The 22,150-nt window shown below is 42.2% G+C and carries 23 protein-coding genes; 17 read left to right on the top strand and 6 right to left on the bottom strand.

Annotation, left to right across the window (positions count from 1 at the left end; translation table 11 throughout):
• The first annotated feature begins 84 nt into the window (after window positions 1–84).
• The 6 genes from IEW67_RS03850 to IEW67_RS03825 all read left to right on the top strand — a co-directional run bounded on the left by IEW67_RS03850 (window position 85) and on the right by IEW67_RS03825 (window position 6,456).
• Window positions 85–1,413: a 6-phospho-beta-glucosidase gene (locus IEW67_RS03850; protein ID WP_188631737.1), complete on the top strand. Its 1,329-nt coding sequence runs from the start codon at window positions 85–87 to the stop codon at window positions 1,411–1,413.
• Window positions 1,410–1,712, top strand: coding sequence for a PTS sugar transporter subunit IIB (locus tag IEW67_RS03845; protein ID WP_188631736.1), 303 nt, complete (start codon window positions 1,410–1,412; stop codon window positions 1,710–1,712). The genes IEW67_RS03850 and IEW67_RS03845 overlap by 4 nt, the downstream gene beginning before the upstream one ends.
• 35 nt (window positions 1,713–1,747) lie before the next feature.
• Window positions 1,748–3,010: a PTS cellobiose transporter subunit IIC gene (gene celB, locus IEW67_RS03840; RefSeq protein WP_229671669.1), complete on the top strand. Its 1,263-nt coding sequence runs from the start codon at window positions 1,748–1,750 to the stop codon at window positions 3,008–3,010.
• Window positions 3,011–3,312: 302 nt separating this feature from the next.
• Window positions 3,313–3,675, top strand: coding sequence for a PTS lactose/cellobiose transporter subunit IIA (locus IEW67_RS03835; protein ID WP_188631734.1), 363 nt, complete (start codon window positions 3,313–3,315; stop codon window positions 3,673–3,675).
• Between the two features lie 39 nt (window positions 3,676–3,714).
• Window positions 3,715–5,574, top strand: coding sequence for an exo-beta-N-acetylmuramidase NamZ family protein (locus IEW67_RS03830; protein WP_229671664.1), 1,860 nt, complete (start codon window positions 3,715–3,717; stop codon window positions 5,572–5,574).
• Between the two features lie 165 nt (window positions 5,575–5,739).
• On the top strand, window positions 5,740–6,456 hold the full coding sequence (locus IEW67_RS03825) for an FAD-dependent oxidoreductase (protein ID WP_188631733.1): 717 nt from the start codon (window positions 5,740–5,742) through the stop codon (window positions 6,454–6,456).
• A gap of 292 nt (window positions 6,457–6,748) precedes the next feature.
• Here the strand turns inward: IEW67_RS03825 and IEW67_RS03820 are convergent, their stop codons facing one another.
• Together IEW67_RS03820 and IEW67_RS03815 are read right to left on the bottom strand one after the other, a co-directional pair.
• Window positions 6,749–7,198, bottom strand: a complete 450-nt coding sequence (locus IEW67_RS03820; protein WP_188631732.1) for a flavodoxin domain-containing protein — start codon at window positions 7,196–7,198, stop codon at window positions 6,749–6,751.
• Between the two features lie 114 nt (window positions 7,199–7,312).
• Complete coding sequence (locus IEW67_RS03815; RefSeq protein WP_188631731.1) at window positions 7,313–7,726, bottom strand: hypothetical protein; 414 nt, start codon at window positions 7,724–7,726, stop codon at window positions 7,313–7,315.
• 424 nt (window positions 7,727–8,150) lie between these two features.
• Between IEW67_RS03815 and IEW67_RS03810 the strand changes: the two genes are divergently transcribed.
• Window positions 8,151–9,338, top strand: a complete 1,188-nt coding sequence (locus IEW67_RS03810; RefSeq protein ID WP_188631730.1) for a M24 family metallopeptidase — start codon at window positions 8,151–8,153, stop codon at window positions 9,336–9,338.
• A gap of 94 nt (window positions 9,339–9,432) precedes the next feature.
• Here the strand turns inward: IEW67_RS03810 and IEW67_RS03805 are convergent, their stop codons facing one another.
• Complete coding sequence (locus IEW67_RS03805) at window positions 9,433–10,419, bottom strand: 2-hydroxyacid dehydrogenase (RefSeq protein ID WP_188631729.1); 987 nt, start codon at window positions 10,417–10,419, stop codon at window positions 9,433–9,435.
• Between the two features lie 199 nt (window positions 10,420–10,618).
• On the opposite strand from IEW67_RS03805, the gene IEW67_RS03800 reads away from it, so the two are divergent.
• From IEW67_RS03800 to IEW67_RS03785, 4 genes are all read left to right on the top strand, one after another.
• On the top strand, window positions 10,619–11,278 hold the full coding sequence (locus IEW67_RS03800; RefSeq protein ID WP_188631728.1) for a GntR family transcriptional regulator: 660 nt from the start codon (window positions 10,619–10,621) through the stop codon (window positions 11,276–11,278).
• A 26-nt stretch (window positions 11,279–11,304) separates the two neighbouring features.
• Window positions 11,305–12,660: a 4-aminobutyrate--2-oxoglutarate transaminase gene (gene gabT / locus IEW67_RS03795; RefSeq protein ID WP_188631775.1), complete on the top strand. Its 1,356-nt coding sequence runs from the start codon at window positions 11,305–11,307 to the stop codon at window positions 12,658–12,660.
• A gap of 28 nt (window positions 12,661–12,688) precedes the next feature.
• Window positions 12,689–14,131, top strand: coding sequence for an NAD-dependent succinate-semialdehyde dehydrogenase (locus IEW67_RS03790; RefSeq protein ID WP_188631727.1), 1,443 nt, complete (start codon window positions 12,689–12,691; stop codon window positions 14,129–14,131).
• Between the two features lie 149 nt (window positions 14,132–14,280).
• Window positions 14,281–15,495 (top strand): M20 metallopeptidase family protein, encoded by a 1,215-nt coding sequence (locus tag IEW67_RS03785; protein WP_229671663.1) that lies wholly within the window; start codon window positions 14,281–14,283, stop codon window positions 15,493–15,495.
• Here IEW67_RS03785 and IEW67_RS03780 read toward each other — a convergent pair.
• Window positions 15,485–15,643, bottom strand: coding sequence for a hypothetical protein (locus IEW67_RS03780; RefSeq protein WP_188631726.1), 159 nt, complete (start codon window positions 15,641–15,643; stop codon window positions 15,485–15,487). The genes IEW67_RS03785 and IEW67_RS03780 overlap by 11 nt on opposite strands.
• Before the next feature lie 81 nt (window positions 15,644–15,724).
• On the opposite strand from IEW67_RS03780, the gene IEW67_RS03775 reads away from it, so the two are divergent.
• From IEW67_RS03775 to IEW67_RS03755, 5 genes are all read left to right on the top strand, one after another.
• Window positions 15,725–16,714, top strand: a complete 990-nt coding sequence (locus IEW67_RS03775; protein WP_188631725.1) for a pyridoxal-phosphate dependent enzyme — start codon at window positions 15,725–15,727, stop codon at window positions 16,712–16,714.
• A 41-nt stretch (window positions 16,715–16,755) separates the two neighbouring features.
• The gene (dat, locus tag IEW67_RS03770) at window positions 16,756–17,613 is read left to right on the top strand and encodes a D-amino-acid transaminase (RefSeq protein ID WP_188631724.1); all 858 of its coding nucleotides are present in this window, start codon (window positions 16,756–16,758) and stop codon (window positions 17,611–17,613) included.
• Window positions 17,614–17,684: 71 nt separating this feature from the next.
• Window positions 17,685–18,833 carry an alanine racemase gene (gene alr, locus IEW67_RS03765; protein ID WP_188631723.1) on the top strand — a complete coding sequence of 383 codons (1,149 nt, stop codon included), beginning with the start codon at window positions 17,685–17,687 and terminating at the stop codon, window positions 18,831–18,833.
• A 37-nt stretch (window positions 18,834–18,870) separates the two neighbouring features.
• Entirely contained in the window at window positions 18,871–19,182 is a 312-nt protein-coding gene (locus tag IEW67_RS18095) for a hypothetical protein (RefSeq protein ID WP_229671662.1), read from the top strand.
• Window positions 19,183–19,367: 185 nt separating this feature from the next.
• Window positions 19,368–19,697 carry a hypothetical protein gene (locus IEW67_RS03755; protein ID WP_188631722.1) on the top strand — a complete coding sequence of 110 codons (330 nt, stop codon included), beginning with the start codon at window positions 19,368–19,370 and terminating at the stop codon, window positions 19,695–19,697.
• A gap of 55 nt (window positions 19,698–19,752) precedes the next feature.
• On the opposite strand, the gene IEW67_RS03750 is transcribed toward IEW67_RS03755, so the two are convergent.
• Window positions 19,753–20,253, bottom strand: coding sequence for a plasmid pRiA4b ORF-3 family protein (locus tag IEW67_RS03750; RefSeq protein WP_188631721.1), 501 nt, complete (start codon window positions 20,251–20,253; stop codon window positions 19,753–19,755).
• Window positions 20,254–20,551: 298 nt separating this feature from the next.
• Window positions 20,552–21,001, bottom strand: coding sequence for a hypothetical protein (locus tag IEW67_RS03745; RefSeq protein ID WP_188631720.1), 450 nt, complete (start codon window positions 20,999–21,001; stop codon window positions 20,552–20,554).
• A 295-nt stretch (window positions 21,002–21,296) separates the two neighbouring features.
• On the opposite strand from IEW67_RS03745, the gene IEW67_RS03740 reads away from it, so the two are divergent.
• Window positions 21,297–22,127 carry an aldo/keto reductase gene (locus IEW67_RS03740; protein WP_188631719.1) on the top strand — a complete coding sequence of 277 codons (831 nt, stop codon included), beginning with the start codon at window positions 21,297–21,299 and terminating at the stop codon, window positions 22,125–22,127.
• Window positions 22,128–22,150 lie beyond the last annotated feature (23 nt).

The following is a 22,150-nucleotide window of genomic DNA, read 5'->3' as shown; positions in this document are numbered from 1 at the left end:
TATCAACTAAACATGAATGCGCTTTCATCATAAAATTGAAACAAGATAAATGAATGTTAGTCAACAGAAGAAAGGATGGTCATAATGAGAAGCTTGAAATTAACTGTGGTTGGAGGGGGGTCTTCCTATACGCCTGAATTACTGGAAGGGATTATTAATAATCAGAATGTCTTAAACGTATCTGAAATCTGGCTGGTGGATGTTGAAGAAGGAAAAGAAAAGTTATCTATCATTGCGGATCTATCAAAGCGAATGGTCAAAAAGGCTAAATATTCCATCAAAGTCTTTGAAACGTTTGATAGGAAAGAAGCGATAAAAGATGCTGATTATATTATTACGCAAATTAGAGTTGGTCAACTGACTATGAGACGACATGATGAATATATATCGATTAAACATGGCGTAATAGGCCAGGAAACAACTGGGGCAGGAGGGTTCATGAAGGCTCTACGAACAATCCCGGTTCTGCTTGACATTTGTAGGGATATAGAGGAACTGGCGCCCAATGCATGGTTGTTAAATTTTACAAATCCGGCGGGGATTATAACAGAGGCAATTTTAAAGCACAGTCATGTTAAAGTCATTGGCCTTTGCAATAACCCCATCAATTATTATAAAAAATTTGCAAATACCTACAATGTTGGCGTGGATGATGTCAGTATTCATTTTACGGGTATTAATCACCTTATTTGGATTACCGGTCTGTACATTAAAGGGCAATCAAAAATTCACGATATTTTAATGGGTCAATCAGACAGTTACGAAGCAAAAAATATCCCTGATTTTGGTTGGGATATAGAATTTTTGCAGTCCTTGGGGGCTGTTCCGTGTGGTTACCACAAGTATTACTACCAGACAGATCGTATCCTTGATGAGCAGCTTGAAGAGTATCAACACAACGAAACACGTGCTGATAAGGTCCAAAAGATTGAAAAGGAATTATTTGAAGTTTACCAAAATCCTGAGTTACAAGAAAAACCCAAAGCGTTGGAACAGAGAGGCGGGGCTTATTATTCTGAAGCGGCGATTAATTTAATTCTTTCTATACACCGTAATTCAAGGGATGTTCACACACTTAATGTTCAAAATAATGGAACAATAAAATGTCTGCCTGATGATGTCAGTATAGAAGTAAACTGTGTTGTAGAAAGTCATCAGATAACGCCGCTCCAAGTTGGTGATGTATCACCACAAATCAGGGGGTTATTACAGAATGTGAAAGCCTATGAGGAACTTACAGTAGATGCGGCTGTTTATGGTGACAAGGGGCTCGCACACCAAGCATTGACATTGCATCCACTTGTCCCAACGGCAGAACGGGCAAAAAATATTTTAGATGAAATGTTGCAAATGAATACGAACTTTCTACCACAGTTCAACGAACATAGTCACGAGGGGGATAACTATCTATGAAAATAACATTACTATGCGCGCTAGGCATGAGTACAAGTCTTTTAGTTGAAAGAATGAAGAAAGCGGCTGATAACCAAAGGATTAACGCTGAAATCGAAGCACATTCTGTGGATGATATTGACAACCAACTGAAAAATTCTGATGTGATATTGCTGGGTCCACAGATACGTTATAAAAAAAATGAACTGTTTAAAAAGGGGGAAGCAGCCAAGGTACCAATGGCTGTTATTGATATGAAAGCGTATGGTGCTACGAATGGAGAAAAGGTGCTTGAACAAGCACTGGGATTAAATAACTAAAATGGGGGATAAATGTGAATCGTTTCAATGAATTTATGGAGCGTTATTTTATGCCTGTTGCCGGTAAGCTGTCTGAGCAGCGTCATTTGAAGGCAATCAGGGATGGTATTGTGGCGACGATGCCATTATTAATCATCGGCAGTATATTTTTAATAATATCATCTCCACCAATTGAATCCTGGTCGAAATTTATGGAACCTTATGCGCCGGCCCTCAGTATACCAGTGGATGCGACATTTGGTCTGTTAGGACTGGTTGCAGTATTTTCAATAGCTTATAGCCTTGCTAAAAGTTATGAGATGGATGAGTTGTCAGCCGGTGTGCTCAGTCTTGCTGCGTTTTTTGTTGCAACCCCTTTTACTGAGAACGGAAATATACCGTTAAATTTAATGGGCAGTGAAGGTCTGTTTATTGCCATTGTTTTGGCTATTTTTACAGTTGAAGTTTACCGTTTCTTTGAACAGAGAAATATTGTAATTCGTATGCCTGAAGGAGTGCCGCCATCAGTCTGGCGTGCGTTTACGGCTTTGATCCCTGGTGCTGTTATCATTTTTGCTGTATGGGGAATCGATCTTATTTTAAAAAATGCCTTTGATTTGTCCTTACATGGGGTTGTTGGTGCTGTATTACGTCAACCATTGGAAGCTATGGGTGGAAGTTTATGGGGTGCTATTATAGCGATCATCCTTATCCATTTGTTGTGGTCTTTTGGCATTCATGGAATTTCTGTTGTCGCGAGTGTTATGGCACCGATATGGTATAGTCTGACCGAACAGAATGTGGCTGCACAGCAAGCCGGTGAGGAACTTCCGCATATTATCGGTCAGCCTTTTATGGCAATTTGGTGGGCTGTAGGCGGATCAGGTATGGCACTTGCGTTGACGATTTTATTTGTTTGGCGGGCACGGTCAAAACATTTAAAAGGGTTAGGGCGCGGGTCCATTTGGGCCAGTTTTTTCAATATCAGTGAGCCGGTTGTATTCGGCTCGCCCATCGTGATGAATCCATTATTGGTGATACCTTTTATACTGGCTCCATTGGCAGTTGGGATAATAACGTACTTTTCTATGTCACTCGGTTTTGTAGGAAAACCTTATGTGATTGTACCATGGACCACTCCCCCGCCATTTTCAGGTGTGTTGACCACTGGTGATTGGCGTGGCGGTGTATTAATGATGGTCAATATACTCATTGCGATACTTATCTACTACCCATTTTTCCGTCTGTATGATAAAAAACTTGTGGAGGAAGAGAAAGAAAACGCATCCGCATCCGCTGCAGCTGCCGATGAGGAATAATGTTTTTAATTGAAAATATGCTTAGAATTTTTTCACATTTAGAATCAGGAGTTACAGAGGTTATGTGTCACCCTGCATTTATGGATTCCTGGTTTAATCGTATAAGCAGCTATCATTATACAAGAATGAAGGCGTAAAGTGTTAACAGACATTAGAAAAACTCGGCATTCGCCTCGTCCTATAGCGAGTGCCGAAGTTTTTCTTATAAGGTCATCCATAATTTATACTTTCTGACGTTATAAAAGTAAAAGAATGGTGGGAAAACCATTCCATACATCTAATCCATTGTGGAGGGCTAAGACATGGACATTGAAAATTTTTCAATGAATATCATTTTACATGCAGGAAATGCCAAAAATTATCTGCATGAGGCACTTCAAAATGCTAGAAATGCAGCATTTGATCAAGTTGAGGCAAAGATGAAGCAAGCCTCTGATGAATTATTGGAGGCCCATAAACTACAGACAAAATTTATTCAGGAAGATACAAAGGAGGGATTAAAAACACTGCCGGTGTTGCTGGTTCACGCTCAAGACCATTTAATGACCGTCATGTCTGAAAAAAGTCTGATTGAAGAAATGATACAAATTTATCGAAATCAGAAGGATCTGAATGAGAAAGTGAATCATTTAATCGAGGAATATAGAACTGGGAAGTCATCATGATCATACACAACGCGATAATATCTTTTGAGGAGTGTTTTTGTGAAAAGATTGAAATTAACAATGATGACAATTTTAATTTTTGTGATCGCTTTAACATTTTCGCAAATAAGCTCGAATGCTAATGACAATCAAAACAAGAAAAATAGTGATGGCAATCAAAAAGTAAGCCCTGGTATTGAAGTTCTTTTGAATAAAAAGATGAATTGGCTTAAAAATAAACGAGTTGGTTTGATAACGAATCCGACTGGTGTGACAAGTAATTTGACAAGTAGTATTGATGTGCTGTACAACAATCCAAAGGTGAATTTGACAGCATTATACGGTCCGGAACATGGTATACGGGGTAATCGTGAAGCCGGAGAGTACGTAGAATCTTATATTGATGAAAAAACAGGTTTGCCTGTTTATAGCTTGTATGGGCCAACATGGAAACCAACAGAAGAAATGCTTGATGATGTGGATGTCCTCTTATTTGATATTCAGGACATTGGTTCGAACGTTTATACGTACATCTACACACTGGGATTTGCGATGGAAGCAGCAGCGGAATACGATAAAGAGTTGATTGTATTGGATAGGCCAAATCCGATTGGCGGGACGAAGGTTGAAGGGCCAGTGCGTTCTGAAGATGCTGTCAGCTTTATGGGTAGGTTCATGCTGCCGGTTAGGCACGGCATGACAGTCGGTGAATTAGCTGTTATGTGGAACCATGAATATAGTATGGGGGTAGATTTAAAGGTAGCTCCAATGAAAGGGTGGAAACGGACCATGCATTATGAGGACACGGGGCTTCCTTGGGTTATGACATCGCCTAACATACCAACCCGAAATACTGCTTATTTATACGCTGGGACTGAACTGTTGGATGACACGACTTTGACAACTGGTCTTGGTACCACTAAACCTTTTGAATTGGTTGGTGCCCCATGGATTGACGGTGCAGCCTTGGTTGATGAAATGAATAATCGTGATATTGCTGGTGTGAGCTTCAGATCTGCATATTTCACGCCGATGTTTGGAAAGTACAGCGGTGAACTGGTTGGAGGGGTTCAGGTTCATATGAATGACCCTTCTCAAATAAATCTTGTGAGCTTGGGTCTGAATCTTGTTGATGCGATGCGCGATCAAAATCCTGAGAAATTTGATATGACCTCCAGTTATGCTAATTTGATAGGAGACACTGAAGTCCCTGATTTGATTAAGGATGATAAACCGGTAGACAAAATCATAGGATCGTGGCAGAAAGATTTGGATGCATGGGTTGAGGATGTACGCAATCAATATCTCATGTATCCGCCATATCCTAGTGGCTCATCACCTCATAAGCCGGAGGGCATATTAGGCATTTTACCGTTAGATTTAACAGCTGCTCCTGGACAAAACATTGATTTAACAGTAAATGGTTTCAATAAGCATGGTGAAAAACTGGATATTGATCCGGCTTCAATAGAGTGGGAAGTTTCTGATGATATCGGCTACGTGGAAAATGGAACGTTCTATGCTGAGAAAGAGGGACAAGGACGGATAACGGCAACATATGAAGGATACCAGGCCAGCAGAGAAGTAGAGATTTCCGCAACACACGTAGAAAATATACGTCATGCTGTCCATCCCAATTACACAAGAGTTGTATTTGATCTTAACAAAACAATCGATCATTACGATTTAACTGAACATGACAGTAAGATTAGACTTGAATTACCTTACGGGGAAATTAGCGGGGAACTGAATCGAAATGGGGATACAATTGGAGTATCAAATAGTTCAGTACTATCCTCGATTGAGTATTCACAGGAAGAAAAAATGTTTGTTGCCATCTTTAATTTGAAAAAAGAAAAAATCCAATTAGAAACACCTGAGTTTTCTTCAAGATTAGTTATTGACATTAAACATAATTAAGTGAAAAGCAGAGCTCTGACCATATTGTGTCGGGAAATTTTAACATCAATAATAATATTTGAATTGGCTCTTTTGCCTCTAGTCCGTTTAAACAGATATAATTGGGGAAGAAATTAAATAGTTAATGTATCAATATTATTATGAATTGAGAAGGGGATGAAAAATATGGCAAAAGAAACAATCAAACTGATCAGAAAGGAAAAAGTCGCAAACGATACAATGGCGTTTCACTGGGAGATGCCTGATGGATTTGCATTCAAAGCCGGACAATTCGGTGATTTCACGTTAATGAATCCGAATGAGACAGATGAGGAGGGGAACAGTAGGGAATTTTCCTTTGTATATGCTCCGTCTGAGAATGAACTGGTGACAACAACACGTCTGCGGGATTCGGCATATAAACGGGAACTGGAAAAATTGTCGGAAGGGTCCGAAGTGACATTTGACGGTCCAATTGGCAATTTCACACTTCATAAAACCGAATCAACACCAGCCGTTTTCATTATTGGCGGTATTGGTATTACACCGATACGTAGCATGATTGCTGAGGCGACAAAACAACAGACATCACATGATATGACATTGCTTTTTTCCAACAGCAAACCTGAGGATGCGCCGTTCCAGTCGGATCTCAAAAAGTTTGAGGAGCAAAATCCAAACTTCACATTTGTGCCGGTCATGACGCAAGCCGATTCGAATGAATGGCATGGAGAGACCGGTTATATTGATGAAGATATGTTGAAGCGTTATGTCTCCGATGTGACTGAACCAATTTATTACCTTTCCGGTCCGGGAGGCATGGTCAATGATATGTATGATATGCTCGTGGAAGCCGGTGCGAATGAGGATAATATCCGGGCTGAGGAGTTTTATGGCTATTAATGTTGTGTAACACTATTATGGATTAAGCGGTTTGCAGTTCAATTAAAGATTCACTCCTTCCGTTATTTGCCTATTTGGATTGTGAGTCTGAGCGGTTACGGTAGAGGGCCGTCGGAACATGTTTGAAATTCAAAATATGTTCCCGGCAAAATTCAGCTGTGAACATTGTAGGGGAGAGAGGCGTCCAGAATATTATGAAGGCATATAAGGAAAGGAATGTAAATTATCGGACTTTATATGACGAATATAGAAAGAGAAGAACCGGGCCGTACTTTGCCCGGTTCTTCTAACTTTATTTAACGTCAAGGTTCACAACGGCATCTGCAAATGCTTTGCCGTGTTCGATATCTTTGTCGTCCGGCTCAAGTTCAAATTTGAACTTTTCCTCATAAACAGTTGCTCCGCGTTCTTTTGCCTTGGATGTAAGGGTGTCGATCGCCGGTCCATATATATCATAATAGGTGTCACATGATCCGAATACACCAACGGTTTTGCCGGAAAGATCAATATCATCCATGTCGAAATAGAAATCCTCCACCTCAAACGGGATGTCGTCATCCCACGAGTATGATCCAAACAGGATGCTGTCGAACTCTTCCAGACGCGGTACATCAATTGGATCAAGGTCAAAAGATTTATGTTCCACCTCGTGTCCGCTTTCTTTCAAGTGTTCAGTCATGGATTCTGCCATTATTTCTGTGCTTCCTGTCAGACTTGCGTACAAGACTAGAACTTTAGACATAAAAATCATCTCCTTCAACATACTGGCCTTTTTCCATTATAGCGTTTAATGAAAATTGTTTTCAATTAAAACATGATATTTTTACAAAAATATGTCGTGATATCGTATCCGGAGTCATTTAATTGCTTGATGAAAATCCTTGAGGAATGTCATCTCAATTATATCATCTTTCACGTTATAGTATTGGTGACTGATTAAAACCGTATCGCCGAAAACAACCAAAAAATCCGTCTGATCTTTTCCGTACAGATAAACCATACTGGCGCTCATGGGCAGTTCGGTGGGTTCATCCCCCCGGATCCGTTTATAATTTTTGCTGCTGAAGTATTGTATGAATTTCTGTATTTTTTTCGGGTCACGGGTTGTAGCGTAATTGCTTTCGCCGGGTAAGGACAATTGCAATTTCGCTATATTATCCGGATTAACCGACAGTGCATCTGTGAATTTTTGTGAAGTCCAATCAACTTGCATTATATACGCCAACAATGCAGTCATTACTATAATCGTGATAAATGCGATTTTTTTCATAAATATAACCATTCCTTTCACTTCGCTCCAGGCACAAAACGCTTTTATTTAGTTGCAACTTCAATGGTTTATTTCAGACTTCACATCCGAAAGATTAGCCTTGCTTTCAGTATAGTACCGGGCTATTTTATTTGCTGTGATACAGGTCAACTTTTAAAATGTTACCGATAAGATATTAGCTTGGCTGGAAAGCATCAAATGAGTAATCACTAAAGAATAAAAATTTTAAATTGTTGGATAATAATTGACACTATGAAAATTCGTGAATATAATGTAAGTAAGAAAGTAAATGTCGACAATCGACAAAGAGGTGCAATTGTAGACGTATTATCATAGAAGTATAGACAATATTAAAACCTTTTTAGCTAAAATAGGTAAGCGCTTTCTAATGTTTTTGGGCGAGCAAGAGGGGGAGGGAATATCTGTGTTAACATTTCCGATTTCAGAGTTTCATGAGCGACTTAATAAAACAAAGCAGCGGATGGCTGATGCTGGAGTCGATTTGCTGATGGTAACGGATCCGGCTAACATGAATTATTTAACTGGGTATGATGCATGGTCATTTTATGTTCATCAAATGCTTATTGTTATGATTGATGATGATCAGCCGGTCTGGATTGGCCGTGCTCAGGATGCAAATGCTGCTTTGCATACCACATGGCTTGAGGAAGATCACATCATTTCTTATGGGGATCATTATGTTCACTCATCAATTCGGCACCCTATGGACTTCATTGCCGATTTGTTGAGAGAAAAGAACTATGATCATAAAACAATCGCCGTGGAGATGGATGCTTATTATTTCACGGCAAAAAGTTATATGCAATTGACAAAAGGGCTGCCGAATGCAACCTTTCAAGATGGAACGAATATGGTTAATTGGGTGCGCATTATTAAATCGGATCGGGAAATTTCATATCTTAAACATGCTGCGAGGATTTCCGAAAAGGCAATGCAGGTCGCATTTGACACAATAGAAGAAGGCGTTCGTGAATGTGATGTCGTTGCCGAAATATCACACGCACAAATAAGCGGTACAGAAGATTTTGGCGGTGACTATCCGTCAATTGTTCCATTACTTCCGACAGGTGAAAAGACGTCTGCATCACATTTGACATGGACTGATGACAGATTCCAGCAAGGTGCTCCGGTCATTATCGAATTGGCGGGCTGTTACAGGCGCTATCATTCACCGCTGGCAAGAACAGCTGTTATCGGCAAACCATCAGAGCAGATGCAAAATGTGTCTGACGTCGTTCTTGAAGGGATTAATACGACGCTTGATGCGGTGAAACCGGGAATCACCTGTGAAGAACTTGAAAGTGTTTGGCGTAGTGTGATTGAAAAAAGCGGCATAAAAAAAGAGTCGCGGATGGGATATTCAGTTGGTCTCAACTACCCGCCGGACTGGGGGGAGCATACAGCAAGCCTAAGACCCCAGGATCGTACTGTTTTGGAGCCGAATATGACGTTTCACTTAATCCCTGGAATTTGGTTGGATAATATGGGTGTTGAAATCAGTGAATCGTTCCGGGTAACTGAAACAGGTGCCGAGGTTCTTGCCGATTTTCCGCGCGAACTGATGGTAAAGCCGAATATTCGTCTGGCCTGAGAGTGTATCATGTCCAGTGCCAAATACAGCTATCACCCTATACAGCATTGCTATTAACGGCCGTACCGATTCATTGGTACGGCCGTTTAAATGATTAATTGTTGTCATCAAAAGCACCGGGATTAACCAGGTTCGGCGGTCGCTTGCCCGTCAGCCCGATTTGAAGATTTTCTCCGGCAAGTTGCGACATGCTCAATTCTGTCTCATATGTAGATGAGCCGATATGTGGGGTGGTTACCACACGTTTCATGTTTAAAAGCGGGTTATCAAGATTGATTGGTTCTTGTTCATATACGTCAAGTCCGGCAGCGGTGATCCAACCGTTCTCAAGTGCTTCAATCAGATCCTGTTCGACAATTGTTTTGCCGCGCGAACCATTAATGAAAATAGCTGACTTCTTCATCATTTGAAATTCGCGTTTGCCAATCATGCCTTCAGTTTCCGGTGTCATCGGGGTAATCATAACAACAAAATCGGACTCCTCCAGTAACTCCTCAAGTTGCCGATATCCAGCATTAAGCGTTTTTTCAGCTTCAGGTTTGCGTCTCCGGCTATGGTATAAGATTTCCATGTCAAAACCGAAATGCCCTCTCTTAGCAATGGCATTACCAATCTGTCCCATACCAATAATCCCCAGTGTTTTATGATGGATATTGGTCCCGTAGTGTTCCTCTCCAATTGCTTCTGCTTGCCATTGCCCTTTTTTGACAAAATGATCTAATTCCGGAATGCGTCTGGCGGTGGCAACCAGAATGCCAAAAACTGCATCGGCCACTGTATCGGTGAGAATACCCGGTGTATTGGTAGCCATAATGTTCCGTTCGGTCATTTCCTCAAGCGCCAGATTATCGTAACCGACCGAGACATTACTGACAATTTTCAAATGAGGTGCATGGTTCAACATGTCAACATCCACAGGTGTTTCGAGACCAATAATGCCTTCTGCCTCACTTAAATGGTTCAAGAATTCAGGATTGTTGTTTGTATCGATGTTTTTAAAAAAACGGACATCATATTTTTCTTTTAGATCATCTAAAACCGGTTGTTCCACACGGTTATAAGCAATAATTTTTTTCTTCAAATTTAATACCTCCATTTCACTCTATTCATATAGGCCTTTCTTTAAAAATAGTCGTAAATGCCATTTAAGTCAATGAATTTCAAATTAAGGAAAAATTCAGTTGACAATGATATCTGTCTATCTTAAGATGAAATCAAGATGCGTATTGTCGACAATCGACATAAAATAGTAAGACAATTTTGGAAAGGAGCAGTTGGTTTTGCAGCCTAATAATAGCGCCATTATGCAGAAGCCATTAAGTGAGCTGATTGCTGATGAGCTGAAACAGAAAATATGGAATGAAGACATTCAGTTTGGCGAGCGGCTGCTGGAAACGGAACTTGCGGAACATTATGATGTCAGCCGCAGTACCATAAGGGAAGCCTTGAAAATGTTAGAAAGTGAAGCACTCGTTGTCAGTCAAGCGAGAAAAGGGACCTATGTTGCGGATTTTACCAATAAGGATGCCGATGAGATGATTGAATTGCGCACATTGCTTGAATCACATGCGTTTATGCAAGCAATGCCGCGGCTGGAAAATGAACACATTCAGAAATTGGATGAAATTGTGAGACAGATGAAAGAAAGAGCGGATAAAAGCGACTGGAGCGGGCTGTTTGATCTTGATATGCAATTTCATAGTTACGTTGTGACGCTTTGCGGGAATACAAGAATAATAAAGATTTATGATTCACTTCAAGTGCAAATCAGGACATTTCTTATGCACCTTGACAGGTATTATTCAAGCCCACAGGCTTTTTATGAGGAACACAGACAATTGCTTGAAGCATTGGTCTCGAATGATGTGCATACAGTGAATGGAAGAGTCAGGGAGCATATTAAATATGTCGAGACAAAACTGCTTGGGCAAAATATATGATATAAAGAATGGTAAGGAGGATCACTATTATGAGCAGACAATTTGCCAATGTCAAAACCGAACTGCCGGGCCCAAAGGCGAAGGAACTGCTTGAGCGTAGGCACAATGTGGTTCCGGACGGCGTCAGCTATGGTGCTCCCACGTTTGTGGAGTCAGCAAAAGGTGCACTCCTTAACGATGTTGACGGAAATCAGTTTATTGATTTTGCAGGTGCTATTGGCGTTATTAATGCAGGGCACAGTCATGACACGGTTGTAAACGCTCTACAGGACCAGGTTGCCAAGTATATTCATACTGGATTCAACGTCATGATGTATGATCCGTATATTGAATTCGCGGAAAAACTTGCGGAACTTGCACCGGGGAGCTTTGATAAGAAAGTTATGTTTCTGAATAGCGGTGCGGAAGCAAATGAAAACGCCATCAAAATTGCCCGTAAATATACCAAACGCCAGGCTGTCGTTTCATTTACCGGCGGGTTCCACGGTCGTACATTGATGACGATGTCGATGACAGGCAAGGTGAAACCGTATAAATTTGAATATGGTCCATTTGCCCCTGAAATTTATCATGCACCATTTCCTTACAATTACCGTCGTCCAGAATCAATGGATGAAGATGACTATGCAGATTATCTCTTGAAACAAGTTGAAAATTTCTTCATTACAGAAGTGGACCCAAGTCAGGTTGCTGCGTTTATTATGGAACCGGTTCAGGGCGAAAGCGGTTTTATTATTCCGAATAAAACATTCGTTCAAGGGGTATATGAGTTGTGCAAGCAGCATGGCGTTTTGTTTATCGCAGACGAAATCCAAACGGGCTTTGGCCGTACCGGTAAATATTTTGCGATGGAACATTACGGGGTAGAACCGGACTTGGTTACAGTTTCTAAATCGATGGCTGCCGGTTTGCCTATCAGTGGTGTCATCGGTCGAAAAGACATTATGGATGACGCGGGAGCCGGTGAATTAGGCGGCACATATTGCGGGAGTCCACTGGGTTGTCGTGCCGGTTTGGCAGTACTTGAGATAATGGAAAATGAAAAGTTGAATGAACGCGCCGTGAAGATTGGTGAAAAGGTCATGGCTAAATTTAATGACATGTATGACCGTTTTGATGCCATTGGTGATTACCGGGGACTTGGCGCCATGTGTGCATTGGAGTTTGTTAAGGATCGAGTCAGTAAAGAACCGGATAAGGAAATGGCTCCTCAGGTGTTAAAGGAAGCACGTGAGCGCGGGTTGATCGCTTTGAAAGCCGGAGTCTATGATAACGTGGTTCGTCTGTTGATGCCGCTTGTAATTACAGATGAGCAGCTAGCAGAAGGCCTTGATATTCTTGAAGAGGCTATCGAAGCTGCTACAGTTGGAGCTAAAGTTTAAGAATCTTTTAATAGGGAGTGACGTCATAATGGCAGTAAAAACGAATAACTATCTAATGAGCATTAATGGTGAATGGGTTGGCAGTGAACGTGATACGCTGAATGTTGTGAATCCGGCAACCGGCAAAACGGTCGGTACAGTACCAAACGGCGGTGAAAAGGAAGCGGAGCAGGCTGTAGATGCGGCATATGAAGCATTCGAGTCGTGGTCCAACCTGACGGCTTATGATCGTGCAGGTTATCTTCAAAAATTAAATCAGCTGATGCTGGAAAATCAGGAAGAAATTGCCCAAATGATGACTATTGAAATGGGCAAGCCGATAAACGAATCAAGAGGTGAAGTGAAATATGCGGCCTCCTTTATCGAGTGGTTTGCAGAAGAGGGCAAGCGTGTCGATGGGGGGGTCATTCCGACGCACGCAACTGGCAAACGCCTGCAAGTTTGGAAAAAGCCTGTTGGTGTTGCGGCGGCAATTACACCATGGAATTTTCCTGCTGCCATGCTGACGCGTAAAATGGGGCCTGCACTTGCTTCCGGCTGTACATTTATCATGAAACCATCCAGTGAAAGTCCACTGACAGCTGTTAAACTGATGGAACTTTGTGAGCAAGCCGGTTTTCCAAAAGGTGTCGTCAATCTTGTGACAGGGTCTTCTTCTAAAATCGCCAAAGTCGTTATGGGAAACAGCAAGGTCCGTAAAGTAACATTCACCGGATCTACGGAAGTCGGCAAGACACTGATTCGTCAAAGCGCCGATCAGGTCAAAAAGCTGTCACTGGAACTGGGCGGTCATGCGCCGCTGGTCGTTCTTGATGATGCCGATGTTGACCTGGCTGTAAAAGGAACGGTAGCATCCAAGTTCAGAAATGCCGGTCAAACGTGTATTTGTGCTAACCGGATTTATGTGCAGGAAGGTGTTTATGATGAATATGTGGAGAAGCTGACAAAAGCCGTTAAGGAATTAAAAGTCGGCGACGGCACGGATGAATCTAATGATATTGGGCCATTGATTAATCAGGATGGTCTGGATAAAGTGAAACGCCACGTTGAGGATGCTGCCTCTAAGGGAGCGGCTATTACGACCGGCGGGGAAGCTATTGCGGATAATGGCGGTCTATTTTATCAGCCGACGGTTCTGAAAGATGTTAATCAATCAATGGTTGTTATGCAGGAGGAAACATTCGGTCCGGTAACACCTGTCGAGAAAATCTCATCTGACGAAGAAGCGGTCAAACTTTCAAACGATACGCCATATGGTTTAGCGGCGTATGTGTTTACAAGCAATGTTGCCCGCGGCTATCAACTGATTGAAAAGCTCGATTTTGGAATAGTCGGCTGGAACGAAGGCGGACCTTCTGCTGCGCAAGTTCCTTTTGGCGGCATGAAAGAGAGCGGTATCGGCAGAGAAGGTGGCCACGAAGGTATCGATGAATTCGTTGAATCAAAATATGTTGCGATTGGCATGGGCTAATTGAAACGGATGTGGAAATGACTGCCATCACTTCTGTCAATTGAGGTGACTGCAGAACAACATATTAGATGAGATGGAATCGGTATAATAACCGATTCCATCTCATCTGATTCAATCGCTTAATCGTTGACGCGGCAGGGGGGATTAAATTGGCTGTAACATTTAACGATATACAAACAAGAGCACAGACGATGTGTGAGCAGTTAATAGAGTGGAGGCAGCATTTCCACAAATTCCCGGAGTTAAGTTTTGAGGAAGTGGAAACATCATGCTTTATCGCTGAAACTTTGGAAAAAATCCCCGGTATGCAGGTGCAGACTGAAATAGGTTATACTACAGCTGTCATGGGGACGCTTTCATCCGGAGAAGGCTCGACAGTTGTGATACGGGCCGATATGGATGCGTTGCCGATTCAAGAAAAAAATGAATGCCCTTATAAGTCGGTCCATGATGGTGTGATGCATGCATGCGGTCATGACGCCCATTCGGCAATCGGTTTGGGCGTTGCCAGCTTAATGGGCGAACTGTTTCAAACGGGCGAATTGGAAGGAACAATTAAATTTCTGTTCCAGCCCGCTGAGGAAATGGCGGATCGTTATGGATCGACAGGCGCCCCTTATATGATTAAAGCGGGTGTTTTGGAAGATGCTGATCGTGTGCTTGCACTTCACATGAGCCCTGAAGACGATGTGGGTGACGTTAAGGTTCATGATGGTTATAGCATGGCAAATGTCGATGTCTTTGAAGCGTTGGTTACAGGCAGCGGCGGACATGGTGCCTATCCTCATCTGGGAAAAGATCCAGTCTGGATGCTCGGTCCGGTACTTCAAGTGCTTCATGGAATCGTTGCTCGCCGGGTGTCGCCGCTTGATTCGGCGGTCATTAGTGTAGGAAGCATTCAAAGTGGAGCTGCAAGCAATGTGATACCATCTGAAGTTCATGTTAAAGGAACCATCCGCAGTTATCACCCGGACGTACGGGAGCTCCTGCACAACGAAATGGAAAAAGCCTTTTCTATAGTGAAACCCTTGGATGGCGATTATCAATTAACCATAAAACCTGAAGATCCCGCTCTGCACAATGATGCAGGGGTGAATCAAGCGATCAGGTTTACAATAAAAGATCTTTATCCTGATTTTAAAATTCTGGATCAGCCATTTGGATTGGGAGGCGAAGATTTCGCCCATATGACCAGGGAGGTTACAGGATCCATGTTCTTTCTCGGGTGTGCTACAGGCGACGAGCAAACACGTGATCTGCATACACCACATTTTGATATTGATGAAAATGTTCTGCCTATCGGTGTTTCAATTTTGGCAGAAACAGCGCGTCGTTTTTTGAATGGAAAGGAAGTTAAAGAATAGACAGTGGAAATTCGCGCGAGGTCACCGTAATTTCGCGCGACAGCATCCAAAAATCGCGCGAGGTCACCGTAATTTCGCGCGACGGCATCCAAAAATCGCGCGAGGTCACCGGAAATTCGCGCGACAGCATCCAAATATCGCGCGACAACAGTGGTAACTCGCGCATCCATAACATAATTTGAATAAAGAGTCCCTGATTATACTGCTCAGATCAATAGGAGGGGATAGCATGCGACAAAAACACGTTACTCAGCACGATGTCTGGACAGCAAAACAGCGCATTTCGACAATTGTATCCAAATCCCCGTTAATCTATTCTGACAAACTGTCGGCATATGCGGGGATTCCAATCCACTTAAAATTGGAGAACCTTAATGTCAGTCATTCATTTAAAATCAGAGGAGCGGCCAACAAGATACTCAGCCTGTCACCTGAAGAACAGGAACGGGGGGTGACAACATTTTCAACAGGTAATTTTGGCATGAGTGTTGCTTACATCGCTAAACAGCTTGGTTTGCAAGCTATCATTTGCATTTCACACCGGGTTCCAAAGGTGAAAGTGGATGCGTTAAAAAGTTCCGGTGCCCAAATAGAAATGTATGGTGAATCACAAGATGAAGCCGAGAAACGCAGTTACCAGCTGGAAAAAGAGCATGGTCTCACGGTAGTTCACCCATTTGATGATCCCCATATTATCGCAGGTCAGGGCACAATCGGGCTGGAATTGCTTGAAGATCTGCCGGATGTCAATACAGTCATCGCAGGTTTATCCGGCGGTGGTCTTCATTCAGGACTTGGTGCCGCTTTAAAATCTGCTGACCCGGCTATTCAGGTTCTTGGTGTCTCAACAGACAGAGGACCTGCCATGTATGAGAGCATTCAACAGGGGAAGCCGGTTACAGTAGAAGAACAGGATACACTGGCTGATAGTCTGCTCGGAGGGATCGGTTTAAACAACCGCTATACATTTGACATGGTGCAGCGATATGTGGATGATATACAACTGCTTGGTGATGATCACATTGCACAAGGGATGGCCTTTATGCTCGATACACATCGAATGATGATAGAAGGTGCGGCGGCTTCCGGCATTGGAGCTATTTTAAATAACCGCTTTCAGTTGGGTTCCCGGACAGTTATTGTCATTAGCGGAGGCAGTGTTGATACATCAACCATGCTGGATGTCATGGGAAAATATTACAATTATATCCCGAAATAGGCAAATCGGGTGAAATCCCACTAACTAAAGGAGGTTTTCATGTGAGTAAGATGCTATATAATGGTCAAATCATGGAACGTGATAACGTTATTGATATTGAAGATCGGGGTTATCAGTTCGGGGATGGCATTTATGAAGTTATGGGTGTCTACAACGGCAAGCCGCTGATGATGGATGAACACATGGAGCGGCTCGAAAGGAGTGCGCGCGAAATCAGGCTGACGTTGCCGGCTTCAACCAAGGTTTTAAAGAACAATCTTGAAAAGTTGGTGGAAGTAAATGAGTTGAAAGAAGGCATTATTTATATGCAGGTATCACGCGGCATTGCCTCCCGTGAACACGGATTTCCGGATTCCAAGACACCGGCGATAACGGTTGCCTATACACGCGAAGAAGAACGTGAGTCGGACGTTGAGGATCAAGGTGCCACTGCTATTCTGGCAGAAGATATCCGTTGGCTTCGGTGTGATATTAAGACGCTGAACCTGCTTCCCAATGTGATGGCTAAGCAGAAAGCAGTTGAGAACAATGCTGTTGAAGCCATTTTGCATCGCGGTGATACGGTAACGGAAGCAAGCGCATCGAACGTGTTTATAGTTAAAGATGGCGAATTGTATACGCACCCGGCTGACAATTATATTTTAAACGGCATCACCAGAAGGAAAATCATTCAAATATGTAATAATGAGCTGAATATAAACGTTCATGAACAAATGTATACAGTCGATGACTTGCTTCATGCGGACGAAGTGTTTATATCCGCTACAAAGTTGGATATTATTCCGATTTTAAAAATTGATGATCAGACAATCGGCCGTGGGAAGCCCGGTGAGATAACAAAACAAATCTTACAGCATTTTCGATCACTTTATGAGAAAGGTGTGAGGAACAAAGCATGATGGGAGGAGCTGGACTCCTACTTGCCAGTCCGGCGATATAGAGCATATTAATAAAAAAGGGGGGGTCTCTTTTGTCACATCCGCCAACCTTAACAGCTTATGGTCCAACTGTAGCTGAAGTGGATTTAAGTGCGTTTCAGGAAAACGTCAGGACATTAAAAAATATTGCAAAAAGCGGCATGTTTATGGCCGTAATCAAAACCAACGCTTACGGGCACGGTGTTGTCCCTGTTGGGGAAGCAGCTGTTCAGGCGGGGGCTGATCGTCTTGGTGTGACAATGGTTGAAGAAGGTGCACAACTTCGCTCGAATGGCATTGGTGTACCCATTCAGATCTTGAGTTCGATCATGACCTGGCAGGCAGCGGATGCTGTTCGATACGATTTGACCGCCTCGGTATCCTCACCGGAACTGGCCAATGCCCTGAGCAAGGAGGCTATGGTACAGAATAAAACTATTTCAGCCCATCTAAAAATCGATACCGGGCTTCATCGATTTGGGATTGAACCAAATCGGGCTTTAGAATTTTGCCGCTCATGTTACGATTTACCCGGCCTGGAATGGGAAGGGATTTACACCCACTTTTCCAGTGCTGACGAGGGCGAGTGGGAGACAACGGAGGATCAGTTCGCTTTGTTTATGGGCACTATAACAAGGCTGAAAAAGCACGGCTATCATTTTCCCATTCGGCATGCTGGGGGCTCAACGATTGCAATTGAGCGAAACGATATGCATCTTGATATGGTCAGACCCGGTATTGCCTTATTTGGCTATCCGCCCGAATATCGTCAGGATAATATGATTGCATTGAAACCGGTCATGTCCCTGAAATCCCGGATTCTGCATGTCCGTGAGCTACCACCGGGTACGCCTGTTGGGTATGGCGGGAGTTATGTAACAAAAGGCTATGAGAAAGTGGCCGTCATACCGATCGGACACGGTGATGGCTATCACCGGGCCCTTTCTAATAATGGTCAAATGCTTGTGCATGGCAAGCGTGTTGAGATTATTGGTGAAGTATCACTGGATCAAACATTGCTTGATGTTACCCATATCACAAATGTGGCTGACGGTGATGAAGTTGTTCTGTTGGGAGGGCAGGGATCTGACGTGATTTCAGCTCGTGAAATAGCCGCCTGGATGGACAGCATTGTTGATGAAGTGCTCGCAGGTCTGAAAGAAAGAGTTGAACGCATATACACGTCATTATATAGTAAATAATATCGGAAATTTAGTTCATGGAAATGGGGGAGGATATATGGACTTCCTATCTGTTATACCACCAATAGTTGCTGTTGCACTGGCTATAGTAACAAAACGCGTCCTCCTGTCGTTGTTTATCAGTATTTGGGTCGGGGGCTTGATTGTGACAAGCGGCAATCCGTTCGCTGCGGTCGGTGTGACCTTTACATGGATCAAAGATGTCATGATCGATCCCTGGAACGCCAGATTTCGGTATTTGTTCAATTCTTCTTGCTGCGTTATTTGGGCAACAGGCATGCGAGAAAATACCAGGATCCTGATAACAGGATGGCATAATTGGGTGTTTCAGTGGAAAATTATAGAATAAGATACAAAAACGAAAAAGTATATAGGTCATCATTGTTATTGTTAACATTTCTTTTTGGTTTTTCGTTTCTGCAGATATGACGGTTTAAAAATGAAATTTCACATGGGTTTAAACCAATTTTTGACTTTTGCGCTCGTCGGTAAAATGGGATAGACTTAAATAAAAACGATAAAGGAGGGACTTGGGTGGAGGAATTGATTAAAAGTCTTGATACACGAATGGGGAACTTGGAAAAATTGGTCGAGAGACAGGGTCAAACATTGGAAAGTCATGGTGAAATACTTAAACATCATGGAAAAATAATCGAACGTCAAGAGAACATGATGCAGCAGCTCATTGACATGGTCGGCAAAAATAATGAACAAATTCATGTGATGTCGGACAGGCTTGTTGGAATAGACCAAAGATTCGACGGACTTGAAAAGAAAGTGGATGACGTAGGCTATAGTATGAGGGCACTTAACAAGCGTGTTTTTCAGGTGGAAGGTGAAGTGGAGCGGTTTACAAATCAATAATGAATATTTCCTTTATTTGAAAAGCAGCCTGACCCTTCGTGAAGGAATGCAGGCTTTATTCATCATCAATAATAAAATTTTGCTCAGGACCATAGCCAACTGCTTCCGCAATATACGGTTCAATTAGGGTTGAAGCAGCTTCTTTCTGAATATCATCCACTGTGATGGTAAACTGCCACTCATCACCATAATCATACAGGTACAAAAAGCGTTGTCCCCGATGCAGCCCGACGGATCCAATTGTTGTTTCAGCAGCGTTTGCACCTTCTGAAATATCGTCCGGTGACGAAATACATGAATGGGACCATTTTATACCATCCATGAAGAACGAATAGAGGTGATCGTCATCAAAATCAAAAGATCTTAAAATAATATGATGCAAATCGTCCATGGTGTGTGTTGCAGACAGCACTACTTTCCGCCATGTTTGATGATTAAAGGCAACAGTAAAAAAATGTGTACCTTCCTGGAATTCATGTTCCGTTCTGGGCAATGACTTGTATAAATCTCTTTTTGGAAACAGAGATGTGAAGGCTTGGTAAAAGAGTTTTGGCATTTTTCCCGCCTTTTTTGATTGTTATCATCCTCGGGTAGCACAGTGCCCGGTATTGGGTTGACCTCCCCATACTCCTGCCGCAATGGAATATTCCAATTAAGCAGGTTTCTGGAATTTATCAAAATGGAAATCATATTTTTGCCGAAATCAGTTAATGTTATCGTTTTTGCGACATAACGGTTTTGGGTGTTATGTTGATTCTTCTTCTCAACATCTTCTTTCAGTTATCCAGAAACCGAACCATTCAAAATACAACAAAAAGTAATTCCAATCAGACATAAGGTTGGCAATCAACATTTCATGATGTAAATCGAGCGCGAATCCGTGTGTGATCCATTAATTTTTCCAGGACATCCGGCAAAATATGGTGTATGTTGATATTGTGCCGGTTTAAAAGCCTTGCCCAACTCACATCAACCCAGAATGTTTCCAGCAGGAAGAAATATTTCTCCGTATCCGTTAAATGCTTAAATGTGTTCCATCTTTCAGTAACCGTTAAATGCAACTTTTTACCTTTTCCGCTCTTCATCATCAATTTCCCGTTTAGAGCAATATGAAAGAAAAGATGGATATATGGATAGTATTGCTGTTGTGAATAGTAACTTGTTGCATTTTTCGCTTTTACCGACATTTGCTCATTAATAATTGGAAGATGTTTTCTGGAAATATATGCATTTTTAGCAGTCAGTTTCATGTTATGTTGTACTACATAATCCATAAATCGTTCAAAATCAGTTACGAAATGCAAAGGAAAATTTTTCCAATTTGTTTTGGTTGTTGTTTCATCAATCTTGATGTTTGCCGTTTCCTAATAGCTCGCTTCCTCCAGTAAGCTATCGAATGACAATTGCTCCATATGATTTTTATTACCTGGAGCCCGCAAATGAAACACATCCTTGGAACTCTAGTTGTATTATATAACAATCGAAGAATGAATACTAGAATTGATGCTGTCTATTTGGGGTTTTGGGTTTTTGTATCGTCATTTGATATTATTGTATAATAAAAGTATGAATCATGTATGAAGAAATGGAGGGAACGACATGATTGAACATCTTCAGGATACGGTAACGTTAAACAACGGTGTCAAAATGCCGGGCTTCGGACTGGGCGTTTACAAAGTGGAAGATGGCGATGTTACCGTTTCATCGGTAAAATCTGCTTTGAAAAACGGATATCGAAGCATTGATACCGCGTCGTTTTATGAAAATGAAAAAGGTGTCGGGCAAGGTATAAAGGAATCCGATGTCCCACGGGATGAGATCTTTGTGACATCAAAAGTATGGAATGATCAGCAAGGATATGAGGACACTCTCAAAGCGTTTGAGGCAAGCCTTGAAAAGCTTGGATTGGATTATCTCGACTTATACCTAATTCATTGGCCTGTTAAAGGAAAGTACAAAGAAACATGGAAGGCGATGGAAAAGTTGTATGCAGAAGGCAAAGTCCGTGCCATTGGTGTCAGCAATTTTCATGTGCAACACCTAAAGGATCTGATGCATGACAGCAACGTAAAGCCTGTTGTCAATCAGGTGGAGTATCATCCGAACCTGACACAGGAAGAATTAAGAGCATTTTGCGAGCAGGAAAATATCCAGCTTGAAGCGTGGTCTCCACTAAAAAGAGGACGACTGATAAATGATCCGGTGATTATGGAACTTGCTGAGAAATACGAAAAGACATCCGCACAAATCATATTGCGTTGGGATGTGCAGAATCATGTCGTTACTATCCCGAAATCTACGCATGAACATCGGATAAAAGAAAATGCGGATATTTTTGATTTTAAATTGACGGATGATGAAATGAAGCGGATCAGTGGTTTGAACGAAGATGACCGCACAGGTATGAATCCGGACGATTTTGATGCATAAATGGAACAAGGTGTCCAGACACC

It is taken from the genome of Lentibacillus kapialis, assembly GCF_014646635.1.
GTDB lineage: Bacteria > Bacillota > Bacilli > Bacillales > Amphibacillaceae > Lentibacillus > Lentibacillus kapialis.
This window is presented reverse-complemented; position numbering and strand designations above follow the sequence as displayed.